At 73.2% G+C, this 13,467-nt stretch carries 13 protein-coding genes; 6 read left to right on the top strand and 7 right to left on the bottom strand.

Annotated features, from left to right (window positions below; genetic code table 11):
* Positions 1–109 precede the first annotated feature (109 nt).
* Positions 110–1,216 (bottom strand): winged helix DNA-binding domain-containing protein, encoded by a 1,107-nt coding sequence (locus tag ACFYW5_RS31445; protein WP_389420515.1) that lies wholly within the window; start codon positions 1,214–1,216, stop codon positions 110–112.
* A 115-nt stretch (positions 1,217–1,331) separates the two neighbouring features.
* Between ACFYW5_RS31445 and ACFYW5_RS31440 the strand changes: the two genes are divergently transcribed.
* The gene (locus ACFYW5_RS31440) at positions 1,332–2,459 is read left to right on the top strand and encodes a magnesium and cobalt transport protein CorA (protein WP_389420514.1); all 1,128 of its coding nucleotides are present in this window, start codon (positions 1,332–1,334) and stop codon (positions 2,457–2,459) included.
* Positions 2,460–2,529: 70 nt separating this feature from the next.
* Here the strand turns inward: ACFYW5_RS31440 and ACFYW5_RS31435 are convergent, their stop codons facing one another.
* A complete protein-coding gene (locus tag ACFYW5_RS31435) occupies positions 2,530–2,991 on the bottom strand; it encodes a hypothetical protein (RefSeq protein WP_389420513.1) in 462 nt (153 codons plus the stop codon).
* Between the two features lie 342 nt (positions 2,992–3,333).
* Here ACFYW5_RS31435 and ACFYW5_RS31430 point away from each other — a divergent pair, with 342 nt between their 5' ends.
* The gene (locus ACFYW5_RS31430; RefSeq protein WP_389420512.1) at positions 3,334–3,636 is read left to right on the top strand and encodes a hypothetical protein; all 303 of its coding nucleotides are present in this window, start codon (positions 3,334–3,336) and stop codon (positions 3,634–3,636) included.
* A 24-nt stretch (positions 3,637–3,660) separates the two neighbouring features.
* Here the strand turns inward: ACFYW5_RS31430 and ACFYW5_RS31425 are convergent, their stop codons facing one another.
* Genes ACFYW5_RS31425 through ACFYW5_RS31415 form a run of 3 tightly spaced genes read right to left on the bottom strand, consistent with a single transcriptional unit; the run spans position 3,661 to position 5,475 of the window.
* On the bottom strand, positions 3,661–4,515 hold the full coding sequence (locus ACFYW5_RS31425; RefSeq protein WP_389420511.1) for an aminoglycoside phosphotransferase family protein: 855 nt from the start codon (positions 4,513–4,515) through the stop codon (positions 3,661–3,663).
* A gap of 11 nt (positions 4,516–4,526) precedes the next feature.
* Positions 4,527–5,000 (bottom strand): iron chaperone, encoded by a 474-nt coding sequence (locus ACFYW5_RS31420; protein WP_389420510.1) that lies wholly within the window; start codon positions 4,998–5,000, stop codon positions 4,527–4,529.
* 25 nt (positions 5,001–5,025) lie between these two features.
* Positions 5,026–5,475, bottom strand: a complete 450-nt coding sequence (locus ACFYW5_RS31415) for a carboxymuconolactone decarboxylase family protein (RefSeq protein ID WP_389420509.1) — start codon at positions 5,473–5,475, stop codon at positions 5,026–5,028.
* Positions 5,476–5,658: 183 nt separating this feature from the next.
* Here ACFYW5_RS31415 and ACFYW5_RS31410 point away from each other — a divergent pair, with 183 nt between their 5' ends.
* From ACFYW5_RS31410 to ACFYW5_RS31395, 4 genes are all read left to right on the top strand, one after another.
* Positions 5,659–8,103, top strand: a complete 2,445-nt coding sequence (locus ACFYW5_RS31410; RefSeq protein ID WP_389420508.1) for an ATP-binding protein — start codon at positions 5,659–5,661, stop codon at positions 8,101–8,103.
* Positions 8,104–8,177: 74 nt separating this feature from the next.
* The gene (locus tag ACFYW5_RS31405) at positions 8,178–8,948 is read left to right on the top strand and encodes a polysaccharide deacetylase family protein (protein WP_389420507.1); all 771 of its coding nucleotides are present in this window, start codon (positions 8,178–8,180) and stop codon (positions 8,946–8,948) included.
* A 15-nt stretch (positions 8,949–8,963) separates the two neighbouring features.
* Entirely contained in the window at positions 8,964–9,404 is a 441-nt protein-coding gene (locus ACFYW5_RS31400; protein ID WP_389420506.1) for an SRPBCC family protein, read from the top strand.
* 24 nt (positions 9,405–9,428) lie between these two features.
* Positions 9,429–10,742, top strand: coding sequence for a lanthionine synthetase LanC family protein (locus tag ACFYW5_RS31395; RefSeq protein ID WP_389420505.1), 1,314 nt, complete (start codon positions 9,429–9,431; stop codon positions 10,740–10,742).
* Here ACFYW5_RS31395 and ACFYW5_RS31390 read toward each other — a convergent pair.
* Both ACFYW5_RS31390 and ACFYW5_RS31385 read right to left on the bottom strand, forming a co-directional pair.
* Positions 10,694–11,845 carry an XdhC family protein gene (locus ACFYW5_RS31390; RefSeq protein ID WP_389420504.1) on the bottom strand — a complete coding sequence of 384 codons (1,152 nt, stop codon included), beginning with the start codon at positions 11,843–11,845 and terminating at the stop codon, positions 10,694–10,696. The two genes, ACFYW5_RS31395 and ACFYW5_RS31390, sit on opposite strands and share 49 nt — an antisense overlap.
* Positions 11,846–11,885: 40 nt before the next feature.
* Positions 11,886–13,343, bottom strand: a complete 1,458-nt coding sequence (locus tag ACFYW5_RS31385; RefSeq protein ID WP_389420503.1) for an NCS2 family permease — start codon at positions 13,341–13,343, stop codon at positions 11,886–11,888.
* Positions 13,344–13,467 lie beyond the last annotated feature (124 nt).

Below are 13,467 nucleotides of genomic sequence, written 5' to 3'. Positions count from 1 at the left end.
CTGAGTACCCCTCAGGTGCACTGCCAGGGGGCGGGGGGGGGGGGGGGGGGGGGGGGGGGCCGGCCCCCCCCCCCCCCCCCCCCCCCCCCCCCCCCCGATCCATGTCCGGCTACGGCAGCACGGTCCCGAAGCGGATGTCGTACGACGACTGCGGGTGCATGACGTCCAGCAGGTACGCGCCCTCCGCCAGGACCTCGGCGCGCTGGGTTTTGGTGAGGTCGTCGAAGGGCTCGATGACGAGGGCGTCGTCGATGATCCGCCAGACGCCCGCGAGGAAGCCGTCGACGAGGAACGGGCAGTAGACGGTGTTCACCTGCCAGGTGCGGCCCCGGTTCGCGGGCGGGATCACCCGGGTGCGGTCGGCGTGGGAGAGCAGGAGGTTGTCGAACTCGGGCAGGAAGCGGGGCGGGGCCGGGGTGTCGGGGTCGGGGCGCGGGGCGTCGGGGAGGTCGAAGAGCTCGACGCCGTTGTCGTCGCGGAAGGTGACCAGTTCCGGGCGGAGCCGCTCGAAGACGGGGCGCATCCGGGTCAGACCGCACCAGGTCTGCAGGTCCTTCACGGAGGCGGGCCCGAAGGCGGCCAGATAGCGCAGGACGGTGGCGTCCGGGGAGGCGGGCGGCTCGACGGGGCGGCCCAGCCAGTGCTCGACGGTGGTCAGGCAGACCTGGGCGCTCTTTCCCCACACACCGCGCGGGGTGATCTGGACCAGCGGCAGTTTGCAGCGGGCGGCGATGGCGAGGGCCGCCGGATCGGCGTCCGGCCATTCGGCGCCCAGCGCCTCGCGCAGCTGCTTCATGGTGCGCGGTGTCTCTTCGACGAGGTCGCGGGCGAGGGCGGCGAGCCGGTCCAGGTCGACGCCGACGAGGCCCTTGCGGAAAATGTTGATCTCCCGGTCCCGGGCGGGCTGCACCAGCGGGCGCAGCGCGAGGCTGTCGTCGGCGGTGTGCAGGTGGATGGTCGAGCGCATGCTGACGATCCGTACCGCCTCCCGCCGCTCCAGCAGCCCGGCCGGCTCCTCGGTCCGGAAGCCGTCGAGGCGGGCGGCGAGCGCGTAGTACGGCGGCTTGACCTCCTGGGCCTGGAGGCCGACCAGATGCTCCACCGCCGCCTTCGCCGACATCGGGGCGCGGCGCAGCAGCAACTGCCGTTCCAGGGTCGCGCGGTTGAGGGCGCGGGTGCCGAGAACGGGGCCCGGGGCGGTCGTCGTCTTCGTCATGACCCGCACGCTAGTAGGACTTGCGGACAGCCCGGGTCCGCAACTGTGGATCTCTTGCGAAGTGCCGCGTATAACCTGCTCGGAGATCACTGGCGTCGGCCGAGGGGCAGCCACGATGTCGAAGCGCAACCGGAAGTCCGTCTGGCGCCGCGCCCTGACACCGCAGTCCGGCCCGCCGGGGCCCCCGCGGCAACGAACCGGGCCCGCCCCCGAACCGGAACCGGCGAGCATCGTCCAGGCGGTCCTGTACCGGGACGGCGTGCGCGTGGCCTCTCCCGCCACGCTCGCCGACACCTACCGCGAGCTGCACGAACAGTCCGGCGGCATGGCCTGGATCGGCCTGGCCCGCCCGACCGAGTCCGAACTGCTGTCCCTGGCCGCCGAGTTCGATCTGCACCCGCTGTCCGTCGAGGACGCGATGGAGGCCCATCAGCGGCCGAAGCTGGAGCGCTACGGCGAGACGCTCTTCGTCGTCCTGCGCGCGGCCCGCTATCTCGACGCGGTGGAGGAGGTCGACTTCGGTGAGCTGCACGTGTTCGTCGGCCCCGACTTCGTGATCACGGTCCGCCATGGCGCGGCGCCCGATCTGTCGGCGGTCAGGCGCCGGATGGAGGAGACCCCGGAGCTGCTGAAGCGGGGCCCGGAGGCGGTGCTGTACGCGATCCTCGACGCCGTGGTCGACGGGTACGCGCCGGTCGTCGCGGGCGTGCAGAACGACATCGACGAGATCGAGACGGAGGTCTTCCGCGGCGACCCGGAGGTCTCCCGCCGCATCTATGAACTCTCCCGCGAGATGGTGGAGTTCCAGCGCGCCACCCGCCCCCTGGTCGGCATGCTGCACGGTCTGATGGCGGGCTTCGCGAAGTACGGCACGGACGAGGACCTGCAGACGTATCTCCGGGACGTCGCCGACCACGTCACGCACACCAGCGAGCGCGTGGACGGCTTCCGTCAGGCCCTGACCGACATCCTCACGGTGAACGCGACCCTGGTCACCCAGCAACAGAACGCGGAGATGCGGGCGTTGGCGGAGGCCGGTTTCGAACAGAACGAGGAGATCAAGAAGATCTCGTCCTGGGCGGCGATCCTGTTCGCGCCGACGCTGGTCGGGACGATCTACGGCATGAACTTCGACCACATGCCGGAGCTGCACTGGCTGTTCGGGTATCCCTTCGCCATCGGCTTGATGGGGGTGGTCTGCGTCAGTCTGTACGTGATTTTCAAGCGGCGCGACTGGCTCTAAGAACCTGACGGCCGGCAAGGAGGCCCTCGGCTGTCGATCCGCTTCTCGCTGCCCCTGGCCAGGCCCGTGTTCACCGGCCCTGGAGGAGGGAGATCTCGCTCGCGGAGCGCTGCAGGACCACCTCCAGGACGTCGGGCATGATCAGCGTGCCGGTGCCGTCGGGCGGGCACAGCCAGCGCACGGCGCCCCAGCGGCAGTGGGGTGCGGGAGCGGCGATCCACGCGCCTCTGCCCAGGTAGCGCAGACCGGTGCCGACCCACACCGCCTGGGGGTCCGGGGGCAGGAGGAATCCCACGTGATGGGTACGGGCGTCCAGCAGGCACGGTCCGGGCTGGATCAGCGGCAGTTCGTCGAGGATTCCGGCGACGCGCAGACCCAACTCCTTGGGGACGACCAGGACGTCCCAGAACCGGCCGGCGGCCAGCAGCGCGATCCCGGAGGGGCCGTTCTGCCACTCCTCCTTGCAGGCGCGGGGGTCCTCCGCCGCCGCAGCCAGCCACTCCATCGACCTCGTCCAGTGTGCGAGTGCCATCACAGCCTCCTTGGGGGTGCCGATGTCCGGGACGACGCGCAGGGAATGCGGGCGGCGAAGTCCGGAGCGTCGAACGGCTCGCGGCCATTCCGGTCAGCGTGATCGGTGGAGGACCCAGTGCAGCCGGATCGGCGACCTGTGGCCAGGAGGAAGCGGCTCAATTCGCCGTATGGGGCGAGCGCCGGAGCGCCCCGAGGGCAGATATATGCAGCCGCGCGCCCCTCTGCTCCCACAGCCCTACTGATTGCGGCATTCGGGGGATCGTCGCCGGGTGCCGCAACCGGAGTGCCCCGCCCCGCGACTTCACCGGGTGACAGACGCCCCGAGCGAGGGAGACCAGCGGTGAGCTCATACGGCGACACACTCGTCCCGTTCCAGGAGGTGTGGCCCATGTGCGACCAGTACGCCTCCCCCTGCGATCTCGACACCGGCGGCGACTACCCGCTGCCGCCCCCCGACCCGGCCCAGCGCCTGAACCTTCCGCTCAGCGCCGCCGACCACCGGCGCCTGGACCTGTACGCCGCGCTCACCGTCCGCGGCATCGCGCCGGTCCCCGACGACCAGCACGCCATCGACACCATCAGCACCCTCGGCGACGAGGTGACGACCGCCGTACTGCGCTGGGTCGCCGGCGCCACCGGGTGACCCGGGGACCATGCAGGCATCGGGTCAGCCGGACCCGCCCGGGGAACCGGAGCCCTGGACCGTCGAGGTGAGGCGGCGCAGCGCGGCCCGGGCCGGCGGGCCCCAGGTGGGCTTGCCGCCCGGCCGGCCGTGGATCCCCGCCTCCGCGATGAAGAGGCAGGCGAACGCCTTCAGCACCGCCCAGCCGCGCGCCCGACGTCGTGTCGCGGGGTCCGCGGTGGGCCGGTAGGCGGCGTGGAAGCGGTCGGCGGCGCCGTCCGGCAGCAGGATCCACGCGGCGGCCAGGTCGCAGGCCGGATCCCCCGCGAAGAGGTCGCCGAAGTCGATCACGCCGCAGAACGTGCCGTCCGCGGTGAGGACGTTGGCCGGGTGCAGGTCGCCGTGGAGCCACAGCGCCGGGCCCGTCCACGCGGGCGCGGTGACGGCGTCCTCCCAGACCGCGCGCACGGCGTCCGGGTCGGGCAGCAGGCCCAGTTCGGTGGCCGAGGCGAGTCCCCGCGCGAACGGTTCCGCGTAGTCGGCGAGCGGGCCCCCGCGGTCCCGGCCGGCGGGCGCCCCTTCGGGGGCGGGCCGGTGCAGGGCCGCCAGGAAGGCGGCCAGGGCGTCGGCCGCCTCCCCGGCGCGCACGGCGGGAGCCCGGTCGGCGGGCGCGCCCGGCACCCAGGTGGTGACGGTCCAGGGCCGCGGGAACCGCTCGGAGGGCTCGCCCAGCCGCTGCGGCACGGGCACCGGCAGCGGCAGGTCCGGGGCGAGGACGGGAAGCCACGCGTACTCCTTGCGCAGCAGCGCGTCCGCGGACGGTGTCGCCCAGGGCAACCGGACGGCGAGATCGTCGCCGAGCCGCCACAGTTGGTTGTCCCAGCCCCGTGCTCGTGACACGCGCCCCCCGGCTACTTGACGGCCCTCGCCACCAGCTCCCCGATCCGCGTCTCGTCCGCCGCCGTGAGCCGGGTGAGGGCGAAGGCGGTCGGCCACATGGTGTCCTCGTCGAGGTTCGCGGTGTCGTTGAAACCGAGGGTGGCGTACCGGGCGTTGAACTTCTGCGCGCTCTGGAAGAAGCAGACGACCTTGCCGTCCCTGGCGTAGGCGGGCATGCCGTACCAGAGCTTCGGTGCCAGCTCCGGGGCGCTCGTCGTGACGACGGCGTGGATGCGCTCGGCCATGACCCGGTCCGACTCCTGCATCTCGGCGATCTTCGCGAGTACGGCGGCCTCGTCCTGGGCCGCCTTGTCGGCCTTCGATCCGCGGCGGGCGGACGCCTTGACCTCCTTGGCGCGCTCCTTCATCGCGGCGCGCTCCTCGTCCGTCCACTGCTCGGACGCGGTGTTCTCGGTGCTCTTGGTGGACTGCTGTGCCTTCGTCATGACTGGTTCCTTACACGTGAGTTCGTCAGGTGGTGGAGCTCTGGCGGGTGGTGGCGCCGAGCCGGTTGAGCAGGTTGGTGACGCCGGTCAGCAGGACCAGCGCGGCGAGCTGGGTCTCGTCGTAGTGGGTGGCGGCCCGGTCCCACACCTCGTCGCTGACCGCGTCGGGGCGGTCGGCCAGCCGGGTGGCGGACTCGGCCAGGTCCAGGGCCGCCCGCTGCGCCGGGGTGAAGTGCGGGGTGTCCCGCCAGGCGGTGAGGGCGAGCAGCCGTTCGTCGCTCACTCCGGCCTCGCGGGCCGTCCGGGTCCCGTCGTCCACGTCGGCGGCGCACCCGTTGATCTGGCTGATCCTCAGGCGCACCAGTTCCAGCGTCCGGGGGTCCAGGCCGGCCGAGCGCACGGTCGTCAGGAGCTCCTGGAGGGGGGCTGCCGCGCCGGACAGGACGACGGCGGGGTTCCGCATGCGGGACCGCACGGGGCTCTCCTTCGCTTCCGGTTCGGTGCCCCGTTCCGTCGGGGCGTGACTCCATGACAGCCCGGCCCGCGCCGCCGGGCCATGACGGTGGGACGGCGTGGGACAGCGGAACGGGCCTTGACCTGCGGCGAACGGGGTGAGAAGACTTCTCGCACGGTGGGACGGACAGACGGGGGAACAGGGATGGACGCGTCCACAGCGGATCCGCAGGAGGAGCTGGCGGCCCGGCTGCGCATGCTCCAGGAGCTCTCCGGGCTCGGCGTACGGGCGCTCGCCCGCGACGCCGGACTGAGCTCCTCGTCGCTGTCGCGGTACCTCAACGGCCGTACGCCGCCGCCCTGGCCCGCCGTCGTCGCCCTGTGCCGCCTCGTCAAGCGCGACCCGCGGCCGCTGCGCCCGCTGTGGGAGCGGACCGCGCACCCGCTGCCGGCGCCGCCGAGGAGCAGCCGCCAGGTGAGGCCCGCGCCCCGCAACACACTGCCGCGCGACGTGGCCGACTTCACCGGGCGCGAGGAGGCGCTGGCCGCCGTGCTCGCGGCGGTGGACAGCCACCGGGCGGTCTGCGTCGACGGCATGGCGGGCGTCGGCAAGACCTCCCTCGCGGTGCACGCGGCGCACCGGCTGGCCGCGGGCTTCCCGGACGCCCAGCTCTACGTCGACCTGCACGGGTTCACCGAGGGCCGGCCCCCGCTCGACCCCGACTCGGCGCTGCGGATGCTGCTCGGGGCGCTGGACGTCCCCTCCGAGCGGGTTCCGCAGGAGGGTCTGGAGCAACTGGCCGCCTGCTGGCGGGCGGAGCTGGCCGGACGGCGCGCGGTCGTGGTCCTCGACAACGCCGCCGACGCCGAGCAGGTCCGTCCGCTGCTGCCCGGCGCCGGGGAGTCCGTCGCCCTGATCACCAGCCGCAACCGGCTGCTCGGCCTGGACGAGGTGCCCCCGGTCTCGCTCGACGTCCTCAGCCCCGAGGAGAGCCTGGAGCTGCTGGCCCGGGCCGGCGGCGACCCGGGCGGCCCCGGGGGCAGGCTGGCCCGTGATCCGGAGTCCACCGCCGAGGTGCTGCGGCTGTGCGGGCGGCTGCCGCTGGCCCTGCGGCTGGCCGGGGCACGGCTGCGGCACCGGCCGGGCTGGACCGTGGGCATCCTGGCCGAGCGGCTGGCCGAGGGCACGGACGAGTTCGACGCCGCGTTCGCCATGTCGGTACGGCAGTTGGAGCGGCCGCACGCCCGGCTGTTCCGGATGCTGGGGCTGCTGCCCGGGGCGTCCTTCGACGAGTACCTTGCGGCGGCGCTGGCGGACGTCCCGGTGCGCGCGGCGCGGGCGATGCTGGAGGACCTGGTCGACGCGCACCTGGTCCAGCAGCCGACGCCGGGCGGCTACCGTCTGCACGACCTGGTGCACCAGCACGCCCGCCGGGCCTCGGCGCGAGCGGACCCGGCGGCCGAGCGGGAGCGCGCCCTGGTGCGGGTGCTGGACTACTACGTCCACGCGGCGGCCGCCGCCGACGCCGCGATGCCGTTCGTGTCCCCCGCCCGTCCGGTCGCGGCGGGACCGGCCCCGGCGGAACTGCCCCGGTTCGCGGACAAGAACGCGGCCATGGGCTGGCTCGTCGCGGAGTACGGCAACCTGATCGCCGCGTTCGAGACGGCGGCGGCCGTCGGGTCCGACGTCCATGTGTGCGAACTGCCGCGCTTCCTGCGGGCGTACTTCGCGCGGCGCTGCGGCACGACCCACCTCAACGTCCTGTTCGAGCGGTCGCTGGCCGCCGCCGAGCGGCTGGGGGAACCGCTGCGGCTGGCGGAGGCGTACAGCGATCTGGGCTTCGCGCGCTACAACGCGGGCCGGACGGCGGAGGCGGCCGAGGCGTACGAGGCGGCCGGGCTGCTGGTGCCCGGGGCGGGGGACGCCCGGGTGGCGGCGGAACTGACGCTGCGCCGCGGCTATCTCGGCTGGGACGCCGGGCAGGTCGAGGAGCCGCTGGAGCTGTTCCGGCGGGCGGCGACGTCGTACGCGGACGCCGGCTGCCCCGAGGGTGCGGCGCACGCCGCCGCCGCGGAGGCCTGGGCGCTGCTGCAGCTGGGCCATCGCGAGGAGGCGGCGCGGCTGGCCCGCGAGGTGCTGGACGTCCCGCACACCGACGCGGCGTGGCCGCCCGCGCTGACGGCCCGGATCACGCTCGGGGTGGCGCTGGCCCGGGAGGCCCCGGACGAGGCGGCGCGGGAGCTGCGCCGGGCGCTGGAGTCGGCGCGTGAGGACGGGCATCTGCACAACCAGGCCTGGTGTCTGAACTGCCTGGGCGTGGCCCTGCGCCAGATGGGCCGGTACGACGAGGCGCTGGCCGGCCACCGGGCGGCGTTCGCCCTGCTCGACGAGCTGTTCGAGGAGCACTGGAAGATCCACTTCCTCAACGGCTACGCCGAGACCTGTCGTCTGGCGGGGCTGGACGAAGAGGCCCTGCGCCTGCACCGGCAGGCCCTGGACCTGGGCGCGCGGCTGGGCAACCGCCACCAGGAAGTCCTGGCCCACGAAGGCATCGCGGCCGTGCTCGACGCTACCGACCCGGCGGGGGCGGCCGAGCACCGGGAGGCGAGCCGGACGCTCCTGCGGGCGCCGGCCACCGGGGCTCGCTGAGGCGCCCTTTCCCGCGCGGGGGCAGCATCGACGCACTATACATCACGTGTATACACGCGACGTATAGTCTCGGCATGCCTTCTCCGACCAAGAAGATGAAGAAAACGGGGGCCGCGTTCCTCGCCGCCACGATGCTGTCCGCCGTCGTCACGCTGACCGGCTGCACCCGTCTGGAGACCACCTCACCGGCCGACGTCCGCGCCGATGCCACCGCCGTCCGGGCCCGGGCCGGGACCGTCGACTGCGAGGAGGTCAAGTGCATCGCGCTGACCTTCGACGCCGGACCCAGCGAGAACTCGCCACGCCTGCTGGACATCCTGAAGGAGGAGCGGGTCCCGGCGACCTTCTTCCTGCTCGGCGAGCGGCACATCGAGAAGTACCCGCGGCTCGTGAAACGGATGGCGGCCGAGGGTCACGAGGTGGCCAGCCACACCTGGGACCACAAGATCCTCACCGACCTGGAACCGGACGAGATACGCGAGGAACTGGAGCGCCCGAACGAGGAGATAGAGCGCCTGACCGGGCAGCGCCCGACCCTGATGCGCCCGCCGCAGGGCCGCACGAACGACACCGTGCACGAGATCTGCCGGGAGCTGGGGCTCGCGGAAGTGCTGTGGAGCGTGACCGCGAAGGACTACAAGACCAATGACTCGGCCCTGATCCACGAGCGGGTCCTCGACCAGTCGTCCCGGGACGGGATCATCCTGCTGCACGACATCTACGCGGGCACGGTGCCCGCGGTGCCCGGGATCATCAAGGACCTCAAGGAGCAGGGGTACGTGTTCGTGACCGTGCCGCAGCTGCTGGCGCCCGGAAAGGCCGAACCCGGCAAGGTCTACCGCTGAATCTAAAATCGGGCGGTGGTCAACTTTCAGCTGGAACGCACGGCGCCGCTCTCCCCCGACGAGGCCTGGCGCCGCCTCACCGAGTGGCCCCGCCACGGGGAGGTGGTCCCGCTGACCCGCGTCACCGTGGTCACCCCCGGGCCCAACCGGGAGGGCACGGTGTTCGTGGCGCGCTCGGGCCTCGGCCCGCTCGCCGTGGACGACCGGATGGAGGTCACCGTGTGGCGGCCGCCGGCCGAGGACTCGCCCGGACTGTGCCGGCTGGAGAAGCGGGGCCGGGTGGTGCTGGGCTGGGCGGAGATCGAGGTGCGCCCGGGCCCCGGCGGACGGGCCCGGGTGGTGTGGCGCGAGGAGCTGCGGGTCCGGCCGCTTCCCGGGCTCTTCGACCCCCCGCTGCGGGCGGCGGCGCGGTGGATGTTCGGGCGGGCGGCGAACCGCCTGCTGCGCGGCGCTTGAGACCTGCCTGACAGACTGGGCGTCATGATCTCAAATGGAGCCGCGGGACCGGCAGTTGACGAGGTCGAGGAGCTCGTGGCGGACGCGCTGCGCGGGCTGCTCGCACAGGCCCGGGAGGTGGGCGACGGCGGCCTCGGCTGGCCGGTGCGGCCGTCCGACGAGGCGCCGGACCCGATGTTCTACAACGGCACCGCCGGCATCGTCCCCGTCCTGCTGGAGGCCTGGCGGCACTTCGGCGACGACGCCTGTGCCGACGCCGCCGTGCGCGCCGCCCGGGGCCTGGCCGCGGCCGTCGAGGAGACGGAGGACTGCTCCCTGTACTTCGGGCTCACCGGCATGGCGCTCGCGCTGCGGGCGGTCGCCGACGACCTGGGCGAGCGAGCCGCCGCTGCCGCCGCGGACCGGGCCATGGCGCTGGTGCGGGCCCGCTTCGACGGGACGCGCTGGGGGGAGCTGTTCGAGCTGATGGGCGGCAACGCCGGGATCGGCCTCGGCGCGCTGGCGCTCGGGGACCCGGAGTTCGCCGTACGGGCCGTGGAGCCGTATCTCGACACGACGGAGCGGACCGCGGCCGGGGTGCGGTGGGCGTTCCGGCCCGGTGTGCCGGGGCGGATGCACCACATCTCGCACGGCACGCTCGGCATCGCCCTCGCACCGGCCGCGATCGGGGCGGCCGCCGGCCGCACGGACCTCACCGAACTGGCGCTGGCAGGTGCCGCGGACGTCGTCTCCCGGGACGAGGCGGGGCCCGACGGCTTCCTGGTCCCGCACTCCGACCCGCGGCACGGCGGAGAGCGGGCGGCCCGGTACAGCTACGGCTGGTGCCACGGTCCGGCCGGGGACGCCCAGGCGTTCCGGCTGCTGCGGGACGCCTTCGACGACTCCGCCTGGTCGGTGCTGGCCGACCGCTGCTGGCACACCGTCACCCGCTCGGGGCTGCCCGCGCGGGTCGGCCCCGGCTTCTGGGACAACAACGGCCGCTGCTGCGGCACCGCGGGGGTCCTGGCGCTGGCCTGCGACCGGATCGCCGAGCAGGGCGACTCCCCGGACTTCGCCGGCCTCCTGGTCGCGGATCTCGCCGCGCGCGCGACCCGGGGCCCGGACGGCGCCCACTGGTCGAACGTGGAGCACCGGGCCACGCCGAGCGCGCTGGAGCCGGAGACCGGCTGGGCGATGGGCACCGCGGGCATCGCGCGGGAACTGCTGCGCTGGGTACGGCTGAGCCGGGGCGGTGCCCCGGACTACGCATTCGCCTGGCCGGACCAGCCGGCCGTCCGCCGGGACCTGGCTCAGGCCACCGAGCCGATGCGCCGGGCCGGGGCCGAGGCCGTGTCGTGATGGATGGGCGTGTGGGCGCCGGTCAGTGAGGCCCCGCTGCCGCCCCGCCGGTTCGCGACGATCTCGGCGGCGATCGACAGGGCGGTCTCCTCGGGCGTACGGGCGCCGAGGTCGAGGCCGATCGGGGACCGCAGGCGGGCCAGCTCCATGTCGGTGACGCCGACCTCGCGCAGCCGTTCGTTGCGTTCGAGGTGGGTGCGGCGCGAGCCCATCGCGCCGACGTAGGCGACCGGCAGGCGCAGGGCGAGCCGGAGCAGGGGGACGTCGAACTTGGCGTCGTGGGTGAGCACGCACAGGACCGTGCGTGCGTCGACCCGGGTGCGTTCCAGGTACTGGTGCGGCCACTCGACGACGATCTCGTCGGCCTCGGGGAAGCGGGCCGGCGTCGCGAAGACGGGCCGGGCGTCGCACACCGTCACGTGGTAGCCCAGGAACTTGCCGATCCGCACCAGCGCCGAGGCGAAGTCGATCGCCCCGAAGACGATCATCCGGGGCGGTGGGACCGAGGACTCCACCAGCACCGTGAGCGGTGCTCCGCACCGAGAGCCCTGCTCTCCGATCTCCAGTGTGCCGGTGCGGCCGGCGTCCAGGTAGGCGCCCGCCTCGGCGGCCACGGTGCGGTCCAGTCCGGGATGGGCGCCGAAGCCGCCCTCGGGGGAGCCGCCGGGCCGGACCAGCAGGGCCCGGCCCATCAGTTCCGTAGGGCCCGAGACGATCCGGGCCACGGCCGCCGCCTCACCGCGGGCGGCGGCGGCCAGCGCCGCGCCGATCACCGGGCGGGCCGGATCGGCGGCCCGTACCGGGGTGACCAGGATGTCGATGACGCCGCCGCAGGTCAGGCCCACGGCGAAGGCGTCCTCGTCGCTGTAGCCGAAGCGCTCGAGGACGGTGTCCCCGTCCTGGAGCGCCTGCCGGCACAGTTCGTAGACGGCGCCCTCCACACAGCCACCCGAGACCGAGCCGATCGCCGTGCCGTCGGTGTCCACCGCGAGCGCGGCGCCGGGCTGGCGGGGCGCGCTGCCGCCGACCGCGACCACGGTCGCCACGGCGAAGTCACGGCCCTGCTCGACCCACCGGTGCAGCTCTTCGGCGATGTCCAGCATCTCTCGGTCTCCTTGAGGGGGTGGTGTGGAGGGCTCCCGGCTAGTGGACGCCGAGCCAGCTTTCGATCGGGTTGAGGGCGAAGAACACCAGGAAGATCACCGTCAGGGCCCACATGAACACCCCGATCTCCCGGACCTTGCCCTGAGCGGTCTTGATCGCGACGTACGAGATGACGCCGGCGGCGACACCCGCGGTGATGGAGTAGGTGAACGGCATGATCACGACGGTCAGGAAGACCGGGATCGCGGTGGCGCGGTCGCTCCAGTCCACGTGCCGGGCGTTCATCATCATCATGGCGCCGATGACGACCAGGGCGGCGGCCGCGACCTCCCCGGGCACGATCGCCGTGAGCGGGGTGAAGAACAGACAGGCGGCGAAGAACAGGCCGGTGACGACCGAGGACAGGCCGGTGCGGGCGCCCTCGCCGACGCCGGTCGCCGACTCCACGAAGACGGTCTGGCCGGAGGCGCCGGAGACGCCGCCGATCGCGCCGCCCGCGCCGTCGATGAACAGCGCCTTGGACAGGCCCGGCATCCGGCCCTTGTCGTCGGCGAGCTTGGCCTCGGTGCCGACGCCGATGATGGTGGCCATCGCGTCGAAGAACCCGGCGAGCACCAGCGTGAACACGATCATGCCGACCGTCATCGCGCCGACCTCGCCCCAGCCGCCGAACTCGACGTCACCGAAGAGGGAGAAGTCCGGCATGGAGACCGCGCTGCCCCGGAGTTCGGGAGCGCCGCTCGCCCACTGCTTGGGATCGATGACGCCGAACGCGTTGAGGGCGACGGCCAGGACCGTGCCGCCGAGGATGCCGATCAGGATCGCGCCGGGGACGCCCCGGGCCTGGAGCATGAAGATGCCGAGCAGGGTGACGGCGAACAGCAGCACGGGCCAGCCGGCCAGTTCGCCGGTCGGGCCGAGGGCGACCGGGGTGGCCTCGCCCTGGTGCACGAAGCCGGCCTTGTAGAAGCCGATCAGGGCGATGAACAGGCCGATGCCCATGGTGATCGCGTGCTTGAGCGCCAGCGGGATCGCGTTCATGATCATCTCGCGCAGACCGGTGACGACCAGCAGCATGATGACCACGCCGTACATCACGCACATGCCCATGGCCTGCGGCCAGGTCATCTCCGGGGCGACCTGCGAGGCGAGGACACCGGAGACGGAGAGGCCGGCGGCCAGGGCCAGCGGCACCTTGCCGAAGAAGCCCATCAGCAGCGTGGTGAGGGCCGCCGCGAACGCGGTGGCGGTGATCAGGGCCTGCTGCCCGAGGGTGTTCCCCGCCGCGTCCTTGCCGGACAGGATCAGGGGGTTGAGCAGCAGGATGTACGCCATCGCCATGAAGGTCGTGACGCCGCCGCGCACTTCGCGCGCGACCGAGGAGCCTCTCCTGGATATGTGAAAGTACCGGTCGAGCCAAGACCGTCCGGCCGGGACGAGGGTGCCTTCACCCGCGTCGTCGGCAACGGTCTTCGGCTCCAGTGACTGCTGGGTCATGTGGGCCTACTCCCAAGGTTCAAAGGGGCACCCGCATCGACAACCGCCTCTGCGGCTGCGGGATTTGGGAAGGTGCTTCGGCCGCACGACCCGGGGGACGGCCCGAGACGAACGATCTGGGTAC

The sequence above is a fragment of the Streptomyces sp. NPDC002779 genome, from assembly GCF_042888685.1.
Classification (GTDB): Bacteria; Actinomycetota; Actinomycetes; order Streptomycetales; family Streptomycetaceae; genus Streptomyces.
This window is presented reverse-complemented; position numbering and strand designations above follow the sequence as displayed.

Coding starts and splice junctions, on each gene's coding strand:
- ACFYW5_RS31440 (WP_389420514.1), top strand. CDS start 1,332: ATGTCGAAGCGCAACCGGAAGTCCGTCTGGCGCCGCGCCCTGACACCG.
- ACFYW5_RS31405 (WP_389420507.1), top strand. CDS start 8,178: ATGCCTTCTCCGACCAAGAAGATGAAGAAAACGGGGGCCGCGTTCCTC.
- ACFYW5_RS31385 (WP_389420503.1), bottom strand. CDS start 13,343: ATGACCCAGCAGTCACTGGAGCCGAAGACCGTTGCCGACGACGCGGGT.
- ACFYW5_RS31420 (WP_389420510.1), bottom strand. CDS start 5,000: ATGACGAAGGCACAGCAGTCCACCAAGAGCACCGAGAACACCGCGTCC.
- ACFYW5_RS31445 (WP_389420515.1), bottom strand. CDS start 1,216: ATGACGAAGACGACGACCGCCCCGGGCCCCGTTCTCGGCACCCGCGCC.
- ACFYW5_RS31410 (WP_389420508.1), top strand. CDS start 5,659: ATGGACGCGTCCACAGCGGATCCGCAGGAGGAGCTGGCGGCCCGGCTG.
- ACFYW5_RS31435 (WP_389420513.1), bottom strand. CDS start 2,991: ATGGCACTCGCACACTGGACGAGGTCGATGGAGTGGCTGGCTGCGGCG.
- ACFYW5_RS31390 (WP_389420504.1), bottom strand. CDS start 11,845: ATGCTGGACATCGCCGAAGAGCTGCACCGGTGGGTCGAGCAGGGCCGT.
- ACFYW5_RS31395 (WP_389420505.1), top strand. CDS start 9,429: ATGATCTCAAATGGAGCCGCGGGACCGGCAGTTGACGAGGTCGAGGAG.